Here is a 15,419-nt window from a genome sequence, read left to right as displayed (position 1 = left end):
GTGCTCCTCATGCTCGCGCCTGGAACTGCAACGGCGCGACCGGGTGCGCGGCCCTGGCCCGCCGCCTTCGATCCTCCCACGCCCGGGCCCCCGAACCGGCCGCCGGTCCAGCAGACGGACGGATCGCGGCGCGCGATCGGTGTGGTCAGCGGGCGGCGAGCGCCTCTTCGCCGGCCTTCCGCATGGCTGCGAGCGGGGCGGGCGAGCGGCCCGTCATCTGCTCGACCTGGAGTACGGCCTGGTGCACCAGAAGGTCGAGACCTCCGACGACTGCACCGTTACGAGCTGCCCAGGCGGCAGCGAGTGCGGTGGGCCAGGGCTCGTACAGCACATCGAAGAGCGTGCCGGGTGCGTCCGGTACCGCACCGGCCAGCGCGTCCGTCGCCCCGGCAGGCGTGGTCGCGATCACCAGGGGGGCGTGCAATGCCTGCTTCGCTTCCGCCCAGTCGGAGATCTTCACGTCGACGCCGAGGCGTTCGCCCCAGCCGCGCATCTCGTCGCCGCGTTCCCGGCTACGTACGTAGGCCGCGACCGGCCCTGTGCAGATCACCGCGAGCGCGGCGAGCGCGGAGGACGCGGTGGCTCCGGCGCCGAGGACGGCGGCGGACTCCACCTTTTCCACGCCTCGCTCGCGTAGAGCCGCGATCATGCCGGGGATGTCGGTGTTGTCGCCGACACGACGGCCGTCTTCGGTGAACACGACCGTGTTCACAGCTTCGACCGAGGAGGCGGTCTCGCTGATGGAGTCCAGCAGCGGGAGGATCGCACGCTTCAGCGGCATGGTCAGCGAGAGTCCGGCCCAGGAAGAGTCCAGGCCCTCGATGAAGCCGGGCAGCGCCTGCTCGTCGATCTCGAACCGGTCGTAGGTCCAGTCGGTGAGACCGAGCTCGGCGTACGCGGCCCGGTGCAGGACCGGGGAGAGCGAGTGCGCGATAGGTGAGCCGAGAACGGCCGCCCGTCGGCGCCCGTCAGTTGAGGGCATCGAACTTTTCCTTGAGCTTCAGGAATTCGTTGTAGTTCTTGGCAAACTCGGTCTTGCTGTTGCCGTCGGTCGCCACGAAGTAGATCCAGCCGTCCGTGGTCGGATGAAGCGCGGCTGCCAATGCCTCGGCTCCTGGATTACCGATCGGGCCAGGGGTGAGGCCCGTTTGCGTGTACGTGTTGTACGGATCGTGGTTCTGCTTTATCTCCTTCTCAGTGATCTTGATCTTGCTCTGACCCTTGAGATAGTTGTACGACGAGTCGAACTGAAGGTAGCGATTGGTCTCGGTGTTCGTCGCCTTGAGGCGGTTGTAGACGACTTCGGCCATCTTTCGGAAGTCGTCGTGCGTTTTACCTTCGGCCTGGACCAGGCTGGCCGTCGTGAGCAGTTCCCAGGCATTGTCCAGGTTGTGCTTCTTGGCGTTGGCCTCGAGATCAAGTTTGTCGTACTCGGAGTTGGCCCGCTCGACCATCTTCTTCAGGACGTCCTCCGGCTTCATCCCCTTGACCACGGGGTAGGCCGCAGGGAAGAGGAAGCCCTCCAGCGGGTCCTTGAGTTCCGGGTGGTTCTTGGCCCATTGCGGGAGCCCCAGGCTGCCCGCTTGTTTCTTGGCGATGCCGTCGGTGGTGCCGTCCTTGAGGCCCAGCCTCTTGTCGATCTTTGCGTAGACCACGCTGTTGCGCGTGCCCTCCGGGATGATGAGCAGATTCTGGCTCTTCGGGTCGAGCATCATCTTCACGGCCTCGGCGGCGGACATCTGCTTGTTGAGGAGATAGACACCCGCCTGGATCGAGTTCCCCTTGGGGTTCTCGGCCTGCGCGGCGATGAACGCGTCGACGCTCTTGACGACGCCCTTCGCTTTCAGGACGCTGCCGATCTCGTTGCCGAGGGCGCCCTCCGGGATCTCCACCTCGACGCTGCCGGAGCCCTGGCCCGAGTAGTCGGGTGCCGCGCCGAACTGTTTCTGCCAGTACGTGTAGCCGACGTAGCCCACGCCGCCGAGACCGCCGGCGATGACCACGGCCACGACGAGGCAGGCGCAGCCGTTGCGGCTCTTCTTCTTGTTCTTGCCCTTGCCACGGCGTTCGCCGCCGCCTCGGCCGCCCCTGCGACCGTCACGCGGGTCGTCGTCGTACTCGTCATCGTCGTCACGGGGGTCCCGGCCGTCACGGTCGTCGTCGGTGCCCGTGAAGAAGGGGTGCGTCTCCTCCTGCGGCACGTCCGGGTCCCAGTCGGGGTTCTGCGGCGGGGCCTGTTCGGGCGCGGCCTCGCGCCGGCCCGGGGGCTGCGGCGGCGGGTACGCATCGGGCGTGCCGTAGTTGTCGTGCGATTCGCCGTAGCCGTTCGTCCCGTTCCCGTACGGATCGTTCGGAGGGGTGCCGTACGGCATCGCGGCCTGCTGGCCGGTGTCCCAGCCGCCGTTGTACTGCGGCTGGGGGGGCTGCTGGGCGTACGGGTCCTGCTGCGGCGGCTGCTGCGCATACGGGTCGTACTGCTGCTGGGCGTACGGGTCCTGCTGCGGCGGCTGCTGCGCGTACGGGTCGTGCTGCTGCGCGTACGGGTCCTGCTGCGGCGGCTGCTGCGCGTACGGGTCCTGCGGAGCGCCGTACTGCTGGTGCTGCGGGTACGCCTGCTGCGGCGGCTGCTGGGCGTAGGGATCCTGCGGACCGCCGTACTGGCTCTGGCCGTGGGCAGCCTGCCGGCCTCCCCGTCCCTGGTCCCCGTACAAGGGGTCCTCGGGATGCCACGGTTCGGAGCCGGGGCCCCGGCCATACTCAGTCATCGATCCCCTAGAGCCGCGAGACGACGTTCCGCCTCTTTGCTGTGCGGTGTTTGTTCGAACACCGCCGCATCGCGCGGAACGTTACCGTATCGCGATCAGACAACCACTTCGACGCCCTCGCCCGGAGCTTTGCCCGATGCTCGTTCGGACTCCAGAGCGTTCTGAAGGATCACCACAGCGGCAGCCTGATCGATGACAGACCGGCCCTTCTTGGACTTCACGCCCGAGGCACGCAGTCCCTGACTCGCCGTCACTGTGGTCATCCTCTCGTCCACCAATCGCACCGGAATGGGTGCGACCGAGCGGGCGACCTCCTGGGCGAAGAGCCGGACCTTGGCCGCCGCGGGCCCTTCACCGCCGCCCAGAGACCTCGGCAGGCCGATGATGATCTCGATCGGCTCGTACTCCTCGACGATCTGCCCCAGCCGCCGGTGGGCGGCCGGGACGTCACGTCCCGGCACGGTCTCCACCGGCGTGGCGAGGATCCCGTCGGGGTCGCACGAGGCGACCCCGATCCGGGCGTCCCCGACGTCGATCGCGAGACGACGTCCGCGGCGCATCTGCGTCACTCCCGCCGTCACGCCGTCTCGGTGACGAGGCGTTCGACCGCGGCGATGGCCTCACCGATGGCGGCCGGGTTCTGGCCGCCGCCCTGGGCGACGTCCGGCTTGCCGCCGCCTCCGCCGCCGAGGGTCTTGGCAGCCGTGCGGACCAGGTCGCCGGCCTTGAGTCCGCGCTCGCGGGCGGCCTCGTTGGTGGCGATGACGGTCAGCGGGCGGCCGTTGGCCGTGGTGAACAGGGCCACGACGGCCGCACGGCCGCCCTGGATGCGCCCGCGGACGTCGAGGACCAGCTTGCGCAGGTCGTCGGCCGAGGTGCCGTCCGGTACCTGACCGGTGACGACGGCGACACCGCGGACGTCCTTGGCGGACTCGACGAGCCCGGCGGCGGCCTGCAGGACCTTCTCCGCGCGGAACTTCTCGATCTCCTTCTCGGCGTCCTTCAGCTTGCCGAGCATGGCGGAGACCTTCTCCGGAAGCTCCTCGGGGCGGCCCTTGACCAGCTCCTGGAGCTGGGCGACGACCGTGTGCTCCTTGGCGAGGAAGTTGTACGCGTCGACGCCCACGAGGGCCTCGATGCGGCGCACACCGGAACCGATGGACGATTCGCCGAGCAGCTTCACCAGACCCAGCTGGGCGGTGTTGTGGACGTGCGTACCGCCGCACAGCTCCTTGGAGAAGTCGCCGATGGTGACCACGCGGACCCGCTCGCCGTACTTCTCGCCGAACTCGGCGATGGCGCCCTGCTTCTTGGCCTCGTCGATGGACATGACCTCGGCCTGGACGTCGAGCTCCCGGGAGAGGACCTCGTTGATCTTCTGCTCGACGTCGGTGAGGACCGTGCCGGGGACGGCGGCGGGCGAACCGAAGTCGAAGCGGAAGCGGCCCGGGGAGTTCTCCGAACCGGCCTGGGCGGCCGTCGGGCCCAGTGCGTCGCGCAGCGCCTGGTGCGTGAGGTGCGTGGCGCTGTGGGCGCGGGCGATGGCGCGGCGGCGGGTGTTGTCGATCGCGGCATAGGCGGAGGCGCCGACCGTCACCTCACCGACCTGGACCGTGCCCTTGTGGACGGAGACGCCCGGGACGGGCTGCTGGACGTCGCGCACCTGGATGACGGCGCCGGTGTCGAGCCGGATCCGGCCCTGGTCGGCGAGCTGGCCACCGCCCTCGGCGTAGAACGGGGTGCGGTCGAGGACGACCTCGACGTCGTCGCCCTCCGTGGCGGCGGGCGAGGGCACACCGTCGACGAGGAGGCCGACGACGGTCGACTCGCCCTCGGTGGACGTGTACCCGGTGAACTCGGTCGTGCCGGAGTGGTCGGCCACCTCGCGGTAGGCGGACAGGTCGGCGTGGCCGGTCTTCTTGGCCTTGGCGTCGGCCTTGGCGCGGTCCCGCTGTTCCTTCATCAGGCGGCGGAAGCCGTCCTCGTCCACGGCGAGGCCCTGCTCGGCGGCCATCTCCAGGGTGAGGTCGATCGGGAAGCCCCAGGTGTCGTGGAGCAGGAACGCCTTGTCGCCGGCGAGGACCTTGCCGCCGGTGGCCTTGGTCTCGGTGACGGCGGTGTCGAGGATGTTGGTGCCGCCCTTGAGGGCCTTCAGGAAGGCGGCCTCTTCGGCGAGGGCGACGGTCTCGATGCGCTTGCGGTCGGTGATCAGCTCCGGGTACTGCTGGCCCATCGACGCGATGACCGTGTCGACGAGCTCGGCGACGACCGGGCCGGTGGCGCCGAGGAGGCGCATGTTGCGGACGGCGCGGCGCATGATGCGGCGCAGCACGTAACCGCGGCCCTCGTTGCCGGGGGTGACGCCGTCGCCGATGAGCATGACGGACGTACGCATGTGGTCGGTGACGACCCGGAGGGAGACGTCCGAGGTGTGGTTGTCGCCGTAGCGCACCCCGGTCAGCTCGGTGGCCTTCTCGATGACGGCCATCGAGGTGTCGATCTCGTACAGGTTCTGCACGTCCTGCAGGATCATCGCGAGGCGCTCGAGGCCGAGGCCGGTGTCGATGTTCTTCGACGGCAGGTCGCCGAGGATCGGGAAGTCCTCCTTGCCGTCGCCCGCGCCCCGCTCGTACTGCATGAAGACCAGGTTCCAGATCTCCACGTACCGCTCGTCGTTGACGGCCGGGCCGCCCTCGACGCCGAACTCGGGGCCGCGGTCGTAGTTGATCTCGGAGCAGGGACCGCACGGGCCGGGGACGCCCATGGACCAGAAGTTGTCCTTCTTGCCCAGGCGCTGGATGCGCTCGGCCGGGACGCCGATCTTGTCGCGCCAGATCTGCTCGGCCTCATCGTCGTCCAGATAGACCGTGATCCACAGCCGCTCGGGGTCGAGACCGAAGCCGCCGTCCGCCACGGAGCTGGTGAGAGCCTCCCAGGCGTAGCTGATGGCGCCTTCCTTGAAGTAGTCGCCGAAGGAGAAGTTGCCGCACATCTGGAAGAACGTGCCGTGCCGGGTGGTCTTGCCGACCTCTTCGATGTCCGGCGTACGCACACACTTCTGCACGCTGGTGACGCGCGGGGCAGGCGGCTTGACCTCGCCGAGGAAGTACGGCTTGAAGGGGACCATGCCCGCGGGGACCAGCAGCAGAGTCGGGTCGTCCGCGATGAGCGACGCCGAAGGCACGACGGTGTGCCCGCGCTCCTCGAAGAAGCTCAGCCAGCGGCGACGAATTTCAGCCGACTCCATCAGTGGTCCTCATTCCGGTTGTACGAGTTGTAGGGGAGCTTGCGGTAGGTGGTGGCGTCGGCGGCCGGGGCGGGCTCGGCCGCCTCGACCGCGAAGTGACGCTGCAGGGGGAGTTCGGGGTCGACCGGCGCCTCAAGGCCCAGCGCCTCACCCAGTTCGGCCTCGCGCCGGACCATGCCGTCGCGGACGTCGAGGGCGAAGTCCCTGAGCTTGTGACCGCTCTCGATCGCCCTGTCGGCGGCGCGTGCCGCGAGGCTCTCGGGGGTCAGCTGCCTGAGCTTCCGGTTGACCTTGGTGGTGGCCCAGACACCGGCGGCTGCGCCGGCGGTGAACCAGAACGTACGGCGGAACATCGCTGCGTCAGTCCTTCGATCCGCGGGAGCTTCTGCCGCCCTGCTTCTTGGCTCGCGCGGACGGCACCGTGCGGCCGACGATCACCGTGCGCCGGGACGCCCGGCGGGCCGGCTCGGCTTCCGGAGCGGTCCGGCGGCCGATGGCCTGCCGCACTCCGTAACCGAAGGCGGCGACCTTGACCAGCGGTCCGCCGAAGGTCGACGCGACAGTCGTGGAGAGCGCCGAGGCGTTGGAGGTGACCTCCTGGACATCCGTCGCGATCGCGTCGACCTTGTCGAGCTGCGTCTGCGCGGAGCGCACGGTCGCGGACGCGTCCGCGAGCAGCGGAACGGCCTGCTCGGTCACGTCCGCCACGAGTTTGGTGGTCGCCCTGAGCGTCTGGGCCAGCCTCACCAGGACGACGGCGAGGAACGAGACCAGGATCGCCCAGAAGACGGCCACCAGGATCCCGGCCACCTCTCCACCGGACACAGTGCACCGCTCTCTGGCTTGTCGAATCGTCGTCTCCCGACCCTATCGCGCCGGGGGCCACGCCCCCTACCGCATTACTGGTGGGCGGGACCGTAGCTGCACAAAGGAGTTTGCACGGAGAGCTTCCGTGCCATTACTCTGCGTGTTTCATGCGACGCTCTCAGCGCCCCCTCCCCCGGACACGACAGTGGCCAGGGCGCCGGCCCATGGACCGGCCGGGCCCGGAGGGGCAGCGGCCTGGACCCGCGCCCGTGCCGGGCGGCAGAACGCGGAAGCCCGCCGCCTCCCCGACATCGGGGAGGGGCGGGCCTGAGCGCTGGCGAGAGCAGCTACGCCTGAATCAGCGGGCGTAGTACTCGACGACGAGCTGCTCGTCGCAGATCACCGGGATCTCCTTGCGGTTCGGGTCCCGGTCCAGGCGGAAGGCCAGGGCCTTCAGGTTCACCTGCAGGTAGCGCGGGGTCTCGCCGTCGGGGGCGTAACCACCCTCGCGGGCCACCTGGAAGGGGTGCTTGTCGCGGCTGCGCTCGCGGACCATCACGATGTTGTCGGGACGGACGCGGAACGACGGCTTGTCGACCTTGCGGCCGTCGACCTCGATGTGGCCGTGCACGACCATCTGACGGGCCTGGTAGATCGTGCGGGCGATGCCCGAACGCAGGACCAGCGCGTCGAGACGGCGCTCGAGTTCGACGACGAGCGCCTCGCCCGTCTTGCCCTCGGCCTTCTTGGCGCGGTCGTACGCGCGCGCCATCTGGCGCTCGCTGATGTCGTACTGGGCGCGCAGACGCTGCTTCTCGAGCAGACGGACCTTGTAGTCCGAGTTCTGCTTGCGGCCACGGCCGTGCTCGCCCGGCGGGTAGGGGCGGGCCTCGAAGTACTTGACGGCCTTCGGCGTCAGGGCAATGCCGAGCGCACGGGACTTCTTGACCTTGGGACGCGACTGGTTAGGCACGTTCTCCAGACCTCCGTTGTGGGTTAGGTTAGGCTCACCTTACTCAAGGAGATCGCATGTCTCGCCCTGGGAACACCACACACGTCACGGCAGCACTGACAGCGTCGACGCCACCGAGGGCGTCGATACGACGGAGGACCGATCAGATCGTGGTCAGCCGCGTCCCAGCGGGCTTGAAAACACTCGGATGCCGTCAGCAGCCGAGCGCACACGAACTCTCGTACAGAGTACCTGTTCGGCGGTACTACTCATCCCCGGGATGAGCACTGCGGGCTTCGACCAGCTGATTCCCCTGGACCGGAGCGTGGCCTAGAAGGGGATCTGTTTCTCGAACTTCCTGCCGATTCCCCGGCCGTACGGGCCGCGGTACATGCCCGGGACGACGAGTTGACCGCTGTGCTGGAGATCACGGACGTCGCGCCGGTATCGGTGCCGCACCGCATCCGCGGCCGCGGCCGGCAACAACGCCGAAGGGGGCCCTCCCTGCTCGGGCGAAGCCGAGAGCTTGGGGGAGCAGTCGCAGGGCGCCGGGAGCCGACTCCCTACCGCGGGGGAGGCGATGAGCGTGCGCCTCAGGCGTCGGCCGCGCCGTCGGAGCCGCCGCGGCCGAGCCGCTCGCGGACCCGGTCCACCACGTCCGCGTACCGCGCCTCCGCGCCGTACCGCGTGGGCCGGTAGTAGTGCCTGTCGCGGACGGCATCGGGGGCGTACTGCTGGGCGGCGATCCCGCCGGGGACGTCATGCGGATAGACGTAACCCTGTGCGTGCCCGAGCGCGGCTGCGCCCTTGTAGTGGCCGTCGCGCAGATGGGCCGGGACCGGACCGGCCAGCCCCTTCCGTACGTCCTCCTGGGCCGCGAAGATCGCGAGCGTCGCCGCGTTGGACTTGGGGGCGAGCGCCAGCGCGATCGTGGCATGGCTGAGGGTGAGCGCCGCCTCCGGAAAACCGATCAAGGCCACGGCCTGGGCGGCAGCGACCGCCGTGGGCAGGGCCGTCGGGTCGGCGAGGCCGATGTCCTCGCTGGCGGAGATCATCAGCCGCCGGGCGATGAAGCGGGGGTCCTCCCCCGCCTCGATCATCCGGGCCAGATAGTGCAGCGCGGCATCCACGTCGGAGCCACGGATCGACTTGATGAGGGCGCTCGCCACGTCGTAGTGCTGGTCGCCGTCCCGGTCGTACTTCACCGCTGCCCGGTCGACGGTCGCCTCGACGGTCTGGAGAGTGATCTCCTTCTCCTGCATGGCGAGCGCCGCGCCGGCCGCCGCCTCCAGCGCCGTCAGCGCGCGCCGCGCGTCTCCCCCGGCGATCCGCAGCAGATGTGCCTCCGCGTCCGCGGGCAGAGTGACCGCGCCGCCGAGTCCGCGCTCGTCGGTCAGGGCGCGGTGCATGAGAGCGCGCAGATCGTCGTCGGTGAGCGATTCCAGGGTGAGGAGCAGCGAGCGCGACAGCAGCGGCGAAATGATCGAGAAGTACGGGTTCTCGGTCGTCGCGGCGATGAGCGTCACCCAGCGGTTCTCCACCGCCGGCAGCAGGGAGTCCTGCTGGGCCTTGGAGAAGCGGTGGATCTCGTCGAGGAAGAGAACGGTCTCCTTGCCGTAGCCGCCGGTGGCCCGGCGGGCGCCCTCGATGACGGCCCGCACTTCCTTGACGCCCGCGGTGATCGCGGAGAGTTCGACGAAACGCTTGTTGGTGGCCTTGCTGACCACGTACGCCAAGGTCGTCTTGCCGATGCCGGGCGGCCCCCAGAGGATCACCGACGACGGGCCGGCCGGCCCGCCGCTCCCCTCGCCGACGAGGCGGCGCAGCGGCGAGCCCGGCTTCAGCAGATGCTGCTGGCCGACGACCTCATCGAGCGTACGGGGACGCATCCGGACAGCGAGTGGGCTGCTGGACGGGTCCTTCTCCTGACGGTCTTCGGCGGCTGCGGTAAAGAGGTCGGGCTCCACGATGTGAAGCCTATGTCACGGCACCGACAGCGCCGCCGGGCCTGTCCCCGCCCGGGACCTGCCGGTTCAGCTGGTCCAGAAGGCCCACCAGCGGGTCAGGATCAGCATGCCGATGATGCCGACCCAGACGACCGGCGGAACCCAGTGGAACTCCGTCAGTCCGTTGCGCAGCCAGTTCGGCGCGGGAAGGATCCGGTGCTTGATGTTGTGCGTGGTGACGTAGCAGAACAGGAAGATCGTGGCGACCCACGCCAGGCAGCACCACAGGCAGAGCGAGTTGATGTTGTAGAGCGACTGGTACTGCAGCCAGGTGCAGAAGCCGACTCCGAACAGGGTGCCGGCGTTGAGTCCGAGCCAGTACCAGCTGCGGAACCGGGCCCCGGCGAGCAGCGCCATGCCGATTCCGATGACCACCGAGTACGTGGCGAGTCCGAGCATCGGATTCGGGAACCCGAAGGCGGACGCCTGCTCGCTCTTCATGATGTTGCCGCACGAGACCACGGGGTTGAGGCTGCAGCCCGGGGTGAAGGAGGGATCTTCGAGCAGCTTGAACTTGTCGATCGTGATGACCCAGGCGGCGAGGAGCCCGGCAGCACCTGCGATCACCAGCAGCAGTGCGAACGCGCGGCTGCCGCCGAAGGTCGTCTTCCCGCCGCCCTCGTCCTGGTCGGATGAGGGTTGGTCAACCGCTGCAGTCGTCATATCGCCGTTCCGTCAGTGAGTGGCCTGCTGAGCATGGTCATTGTGCCGCACCACCGCTCGGGTCAACCGTTCGGTGGACATAAAGATGTACAGACGGCGGCACGGAACTCACAGCTCCGCGAGACGCTCCGCGCCATGACCGAATTCACTGTGGCCGTACACGGTCTGCGCAAGCGCTACGGCGAAGCGACCGCGCCGGACGGGTTGGCCTGGGAATCCGTCCAGGCGACGTGCTCGGCACCCGCGGCCGAACGAGGCCGGGAAGAGCACCGCGGTGGAGATCCTCCAGAGGCGTCGCAGCCGCGACGCGGGAACGGTCTCGGTGCTCGCGTCCGCCGACCGTCGCCGGCGTTCCCGGGTCGGGGTCGTCCGGCAGGATGAATCGGCACCCGCCGAGTTGACGGTACGGGAGACGGTGGCGCACTTGGCCCGCTCCTGCCCGCGGCCACGCGACGCCACGGACGTCATCTGACCCCGGCCGCCCCTCACCACGCCCTGTGCCCGCCCGGCGGACCGGGCGGGCACAGGGGAAACGGTGGATCAGGCCAGCTTCCGCTGGATCTCGGCAACCAGCGCGTCGAGCGCGACCGGCTGCTGCTCGCCCGACTCCATGTCCTTGAGCTGAACCACGCCGTCGGCGAGATCGCGCTCACCGGCGACGACGGTCAAGCGCGCACCGGACCGGTTGGCACTCTTCATCGCCCCCTTGAGACCGCGGCTGCCGAACGCGAAGTCGGCGGCCACGCCCAACTTACGAAGCTCCGTCACCTTGGCGAACAGCACCCTGCGGGCCTCCTCGCCGAGCGGCACCGCGAAGACGCTGGTGGACGCGGGCAGTTCGAGCTCGATGCCCTCCGCCTCCAGCGCGAGCACCGTACGGTCCACGCCGAGCGCCCAGCCGACCGACGGGAGCGCCGGGCCGCCGATCATCTCGGACAGGCCGTCGTAGCGGCCGCCGCCGCCCACCGCGGACTGCGAGCCGAGTCCACCGTGGACGAACTCGAAGGTGGTGCGGGTGTAGTAGTCGAGGCCGCGGACGAGCTTCTCGTCGTCCTCGTACGCGACACCGGCGGCGGTCAGCAGGTCGCGGACCTCCTCGTGGTACGCCTTGCACGCGTCGCACAGGTAGTCGCGCAGCACCGGGGCGCCGACCAGTTGCTTCTGCACCTCGGGGCGCTTGTCGTCGAGGACCCGCAGCGGGTTGAGCTCGATGCGGCGGCGGGTCTCGTCGTCCAGGTCGAGCTCGCGCAGGAAGCCCTGAAGGGCGTCCCGGTAGACGGGGCGGCATTCCTTGTCGCCCAGCGAGTTCAGCAGGATCCGGAAGTTCTGCAGGCCCAGGGAGCGGTAGGCCTGGTCGGCCAGGATGATCAGTTCGGCGTCCAGTGCTGGGTCCTCCGCACCGATCGCCTCGGCGCCGACCTGCGAAAAGTGCCTGTAGCGGCCCTTCTGCGGGCGCTCGTAGCGGTAGTACGAGCCGGAGTACCAGAGCTTGACCGGCAGGTTGCCGAGCTTGTGGAGGTTGGCCTCCAGCGCGGCGCGCAGCACGGACGCGGTGCCCTCGGGGCGCAGCGCGAGCTCGGAGCCGCCCTTGGTGGTGAGGGTGTACATCTCCTTGGACACGATGTCGGTGGACTCACCGACACCGCGCGAGAAGAGCGCGACGTCCTCGAAGCCGGGCGTCTCGATATAGCCGTAGCCGGAGTTCTTCAGGGGCGCGGAGATCGCCTCGCGCACCGCGAGATACTTCGCGGAGTCGGGCGGGGTCAGGTCGTACGTGCCCTTGGGGGCTCTGAACGTGCTCACAGTCTGTCTCTCGTCACATTCCTCGTCGGGGCGCGTCCATACCATGCAGATACGGGTTCGTTGCGCGCTCGCGGCCGATGGTCGTCTGGGGGCCGTGGCCGGACAGCACCACGGTCGAGTCGTCGAGCGGGAGGCACACACGGGCCAGCGACTCGAGCAGCTCGGCGTGGTCGCCGCCGGGCAGGTCGGTGCGTCCGACGGAGCCGGCGAAGAGCAGGTCGCCCGAGAAGAGCACCTGCGGAACATCCGCGGCCTCGGGCATCCTGAACGTCACCGACCCCTTGGTATGGCCGGGCGCATGCGCGACACCGAACTCCAGACCGGCCAGCTTCAGGAGGGCGCCGTCGCTCAGCTCCTTGACGTCGTCCGGCTCCCCCACCGTCAGCTCGCCCATGAGCGGCATCCCGATGGAGCGGCCGAGGGCCTTCTCCGGGTCGCTCATCATGTACCGGTCCTGGGGGTGGATCCAGGCTGGGACGTCATGCGCGCCGCACACCGGGACGACGGAGGCGACATGGTCGATGTGGCCATGGGTGAGCACGACGGCGACGGGCTTCAGCCGATGCTTCTTCAGCGTCTCCTCGACTCCTTGTGCGGCCTGGTGGCCCGGGTCGATGATCACGCACTCCTCGCCGGCGGCAGGGGCGACCAGGTAGCAATTGGTCCCCCAGGCCCCGGCGGGGAACCCGGCAATGAGCACGATCGTCCTTAATGGTCGTCCGACGGAGGGCTGCGGTGACCGCGACCGAGCGGGTCGCGGCAGTTCAGAGCCTACCGGCGCTCCTCATTCCACAGCTAACCCATATACGGTACGGGCAACCCAGGCCCGATCAGACGACGTACAAGGAGATCACCCGGTGGTCAGCAGCGATCAGCGGCGGCGGCAGCTCGCCAGGGAGAAGTTCGAGCGGCAGCAGCAGCGCCGGGAGGAGGCCCGCCGGAGGACGAGGCGGCTCACCGTCGTCATCACATCGGCGCTGGCCGTGGTGGCGGTCGTCGGGGCTGCCGCGTACGTCTCCGTCGGCAACGACGACAAGGACAAGAAGAGCGACGCGGCGGCGAGCGCGAGCCCGTCCGCGTCGCCCTCGGCGAGCGAGAGCAGTGCGCCCGAGCCTGCGATGAAGATCGACAAGAAGGCGAAGTACACGTTCTCGCTCAAGACGAGCCAGGGCGACATCGCGTTCACGATGGACGCGGCGAAGACCCCGCACACGACGAACTCCTTCAAGTCCCTCGCCGACAAGGGCTTCTTCGACGGCACGAAGTGTCACCGGCTGACCACACAGGGCATCTTCGTCCTGCAGTGCGGTGACCCGAAGGGCGACGGCACGGGCGGCCCCGGCTACACGATCCCGGACGAGAACCTGACCGCGCTGGGCAAGGCGGGCACGGACGGCACGGTGACGTTCCCGGCGGGCACGGTGGCGATGGCCAACACCGGACAGCCGCACAGCGGCGGCAGCCAGTTCTTCCTGGTGTACAAGGACAGCAAGCTGTCGCCGACCTACACACCGTTCGGCACGATGGACGCCGCCTCGCTGAAGGCCGTGCAGAAGGTCGGGACCGCGGGTGTCACCGGCGGTGCTGCCGACGGTGCTCCGAAGGAGACCGTCACCATCTCCAAGGCGGCCGTCGACAAGGTCTGATCCGGCACCGAGGGCCTGACCGGCGGTGCCGGCCCGGCCCTCGGTGTGCGGGCCGAAGAATTTCGGCGGCGCTGAGTGCGGACAGCCGGGCGGCCGGTCGCCTAGATTGGCGTTGTGCAGGGCGGGCGCGGCCCGCCCCAGGAAACTGTGGACGATGCCGGGGGGCGAACCCTCTCACAGGCATCAGGTGGAGGAGGCGCTGTGAGCAGCGACCCGTGGGGCCGTGTCGACGAGACAGGCACCGTGTACGTGCGTACAGCCGATGGCGAGCAGGTCGTCGGATCGTGGCAGGCCGGTTCTCCCGAGGAGGCTCTGGCTTACTTCGAGCGCAAGTACGAGGGCATCGTGGTCGAGATCGGCCTCCTCGAACGGCGGGTGAGGACCACCGACCTGTCGGCGAAGGACGCGACGACCGCCATCGAGCATCTGCGTCAGCAGGTCGACGAGCATCACGCCGTCGGCGACCTCGACGCGCTCCGGAAGCGGCTCGACGCGCTGGTCGCGACGGTCGACTCCCGTCGCGAGGAGCGCAAGGCCCAGAAGGCGAAGCAGACCGACGAGGCGAAGCACGCCAAGGAGGCGCTGGTCGCCGAGGCCGAGGAGCTGGCGCAGAGCGAGCAGTGGCGCTCCGCGGGCGAGCGGCTGCGGGCACTCGTCGACACGTGGAAGGGCCTGCCGCGGCTCGACCGCAAGTCGGACGACGAGCTGTGGCACCGCTTCTCGCACGCGCGCTCGGCGTTCTCCAAGCGCCGCAAGGCGCACTTCGCCTCGCTGGACGCCCAGCGCGAGGACGCCCGCAAGGCCAAGGAGAAGCTGGTCGTCGAGGCCGAGGCGCTCTCCGGTTCCACGGACTGGGGAACGACGGCCGCGCGTTACCGCGACCTGATGACGGAGTGGAAGGCCGCGGGCCGCGCCCAGCGCGAGGCCGAGGACGATCTCTGGAACCGTTTCCGCGGTGCGCAGGACGTCTTCTTCGCGGCCCGCAGCGAGGTCTTCGCCGAGCGGGACGCGGAGCAGGGCGAGAACCTCAAGCTGAAGGAGGAGCTCGCGGTCGAGGCCGAGAAGCTGGTGCCGGTGAAGGACCTGAAGGCGGCCAGGGCCGCGTTCCGTGCCCTCAACGAGCGCTGGGAGGTCATCGGCCATGTGCCGCGCGACGCCCGCCCGAAGGTCGAGGGGCGGATGCAGGCGGTGGAGCGGGCGCTCCAGGAGGCCGAGGAGTCGGAGTGGCGCCGGACGAACCCGGAGGCGCGTGCGCGCGCCGCGGGTCTGACCGGGCAGCTGCAGGCGGCCGTCGACAAGCTGCGTACGCAGATCGACACGGCGCGCGCCGCGGGCAACAACGCCCGCGCCGACAAGCTGGCCCGTGAACTGGAGGGCCGTCAGGCCCTGCTGGACCAGGCGCTGAAGGGCCTGGAGGAGTTCGGCGGCTGACAGGCTGAGAGCCTGTCGGGTGGCCGGTCATGCGTGAAGCGTGACAGTCGCGATCTGCCCTCCGGGCATGGCGACGGCCCCGGAATGATCACGTGGTGT

Annotated in this window: 13 protein-coding genes and 2 pseudogenes; 4 read left to right on the top strand and 11 right to left on the bottom strand. The window is 69.3% G+C overall.

Features of this window, described 5'->3' with window-relative positions:
* Nucleotides 1–145: 145 nt before the first annotated feature.
* The 7 genes from ACGFSA_RS16695 to rpsD all read right to left on the bottom strand — a co-directional run bounded on the left by ACGFSA_RS16695 (nucleotide 146) and on the right by rpsD (nucleotide 7,792).
* Entirely contained in the window at nucleotides 146–982 is an 837-nt protein-coding gene (locus tag ACGFSA_RS16695) for a shikimate dehydrogenase (protein WP_393304789.1), read from the bottom strand.
* On the bottom strand, nucleotides 969–2,765 hold the full coding sequence (gene mltG, locus ACGFSA_RS16690) for an endolytic transglycosylase MltG (protein WP_393304787.1): 1,797 nt from the start codon (nucleotides 2,763–2,765) through the stop codon (nucleotides 969–971). Before mltG ends, ACGFSA_RS16695 begins: the two co-directional genes overlap by 14 nt.
* Nucleotides 2,766–2,860: 95 nt before the next feature.
* Complete coding sequence (gene ruvX / locus ACGFSA_RS16685) at nucleotides 2,861–3,346, bottom strand: Holliday junction resolvase RuvX (protein WP_064744960.1); 486 nt, start codon at nucleotides 3,344–3,346, stop codon at nucleotides 2,861–2,863.
* On the bottom strand, nucleotides 3,343–6,012 hold the full coding sequence (gene alaS / locus ACGFSA_RS16680) for an alanine--tRNA ligase (RefSeq protein ID WP_393304785.1): 2,670 nt from the start codon (nucleotides 6,010–6,012) through the stop codon (nucleotides 3,343–3,345). The genes ruvX and alaS overlap by 4 nt, the downstream gene beginning before the upstream one ends.
* Complete coding sequence (locus ACGFSA_RS16675; RefSeq protein ID WP_393304783.1) at nucleotides 6,012–6,365, bottom strand: DUF6167 family protein; 354 nt, start codon at nucleotides 6,363–6,365, stop codon at nucleotides 6,012–6,014. Before ACGFSA_RS16675 ends, alaS begins: the two co-directional genes overlap by 1 nt.
* Nucleotides 6,366–6,372: 7 nt before the next feature.
* Nucleotides 6,373–6,822: a DUF948 domain-containing protein gene (locus tag ACGFSA_RS16670; RefSeq protein ID WP_037695363.1), complete on the bottom strand. Its 450-nt coding sequence runs from the start codon at nucleotides 6,820–6,822 to the stop codon at nucleotides 6,373–6,375.
* Between the two features lie 355 nt (nucleotides 6,823–7,177).
* Nucleotides 7,178–7,792: a 30S ribosomal protein S4 gene (gene rpsD, locus ACGFSA_RS16665; protein WP_030918857.1), complete on the bottom strand. Its 615-nt coding sequence runs from the start codon at nucleotides 7,790–7,792 to the stop codon at nucleotides 7,178–7,180.
* 187 nt (nucleotides 7,793–7,979) lie between these two features.
* Here rpsD and ACGFSA_RS16660 point away from each other — a divergent pair.
* Nucleotides 7,980–8,245 (top strand): annotated as a pseudogene (locus ACGFSA_RS16660) (DUF2470 domain-containing protein); the annotation flags it as partial.
* 119 nt (nucleotides 8,246–8,364) lie between these two features.
* Here ACGFSA_RS16660 and ACGFSA_RS16655 read toward each other — a convergent pair.
* Together ACGFSA_RS16655 and ACGFSA_RS16650 are read right to left on the bottom strand one after the other, a co-directional pair.
* Nucleotides 8,365–9,738: a replication-associated recombination protein A gene (locus tag ACGFSA_RS16655; RefSeq protein ID WP_393304780.1), complete on the bottom strand. Its 1,374-nt coding sequence runs from the start codon at nucleotides 9,736–9,738 to the stop codon at nucleotides 8,365–8,367.
* A 66-nt stretch (nucleotides 9,739–9,804) separates the two neighbouring features.
* A complete protein-coding gene (locus ACGFSA_RS16650; RefSeq protein WP_393304778.1) occupies nucleotides 9,805–10,440 on the bottom strand; it encodes a vitamin K epoxide reductase family protein in 636 nt (211 codons plus the stop codon).
* Nucleotides 10,441–10,575: 135 nt separating this feature from the next.
* Here ACGFSA_RS16650 and ACGFSA_RS16645 point away from each other — a divergent pair.
* Nucleotides 10,576–10,909 (top strand): annotated as a pseudogene (locus ACGFSA_RS16645) (ATP-binding cassette domain-containing protein); the annotation flags it as partial.
* Between the two features lie 71 nt (nucleotides 10,910–10,980).
* Here ACGFSA_RS16645 and hisS read toward each other — a convergent pair.
* Both hisS and ACGFSA_RS16635 read right to left on the bottom strand, forming a co-directional pair.
* Nucleotides 10,981–12,243, bottom strand: coding sequence for a histidine--tRNA ligase (hisS, locus tag ACGFSA_RS16640; protein ID WP_393304776.1), 1,263 nt, complete (start codon nucleotides 12,241–12,243; stop codon nucleotides 10,981–10,983).
* A 13-nt stretch (nucleotides 12,244–12,256) separates the two neighbouring features.
* Entirely contained in the window at nucleotides 12,257–12,943 is a 687-nt protein-coding gene (locus ACGFSA_RS16635; protein WP_393304774.1) for an MBL fold metallo-hydrolase, read from the bottom strand.
* Between the two features lie 157 nt (nucleotides 12,944–13,100).
* On the opposite strand from ACGFSA_RS16635, the gene ACGFSA_RS16630 reads away from it, so the two are divergent.
* Nucleotides 13,101–13,889, top strand: coding sequence for a peptidylprolyl isomerase (locus ACGFSA_RS16630; RefSeq protein WP_393304772.1), 789 nt, complete (start codon nucleotides 13,101–13,103; stop codon nucleotides 13,887–13,889).
* Nucleotides 13,890–14,090: 201 nt separating this feature from the next.
* Entirely contained in the window at nucleotides 14,091–15,320 is a 1,230-nt protein-coding gene (locus ACGFSA_RS16625; RefSeq protein ID WP_393304770.1) for a DUF349 domain-containing protein, read from the top strand.
* Nucleotides 15,321–15,419: the final 99 nt, after the last annotated feature.

The sequence above is a fragment of the Streptomyces sp. NPDC048496 genome, assembly GCF_043200055.1.
Taxonomy (GTDB): domain Bacteria; phylum Actinomycetota; class Actinomycetes; order Streptomycetales; family Streptomycetaceae; genus Streptomyces.
Note: the sequence above shows the minus strand (reverse complement) of the source record. Positions and strands in the feature narration are given on the sequence as shown.

What these genes read in the sequence shown, in the direction of transcription:
- alaS (WP_393304785.1), bottom strand. Translation starts at nt 6,012, where the DNA reads ATGGAGTCGGCTGAAATTCGTCGCCGCTGGCTGAGCTTCTTCGAGGAG.
- ACGFSA_RS16650 (WP_393304778.1), bottom strand. Translation starts at nt 10,440, where the DNA reads ATGACGACTGCAGCGGTTGACCAACCCTCATCCGACCAGGACGAGGGC.
- ACGFSA_RS16695 (WP_393304789.1), bottom strand. Translation starts at nt 982, where the DNA reads ATGCCCTCAACTGACGGGCGCCGACGGGCGGCCGTTCTCGGCTCACCT.
- ACGFSA_RS16675 (WP_393304783.1), bottom strand. Translation starts at nt 6,365, where the DNA reads ATGTTCCGCCGTACGTTCTGGTTCACCGCCGGCGCAGCCGCCGGTGTC.
- mltG (WP_393304787.1), bottom strand. Translation starts at nt 2,765, where the DNA reads ATGACTGAGTATGGCCGGGGCCCCGGCTCCGAACCGTGGCATCCCGAG.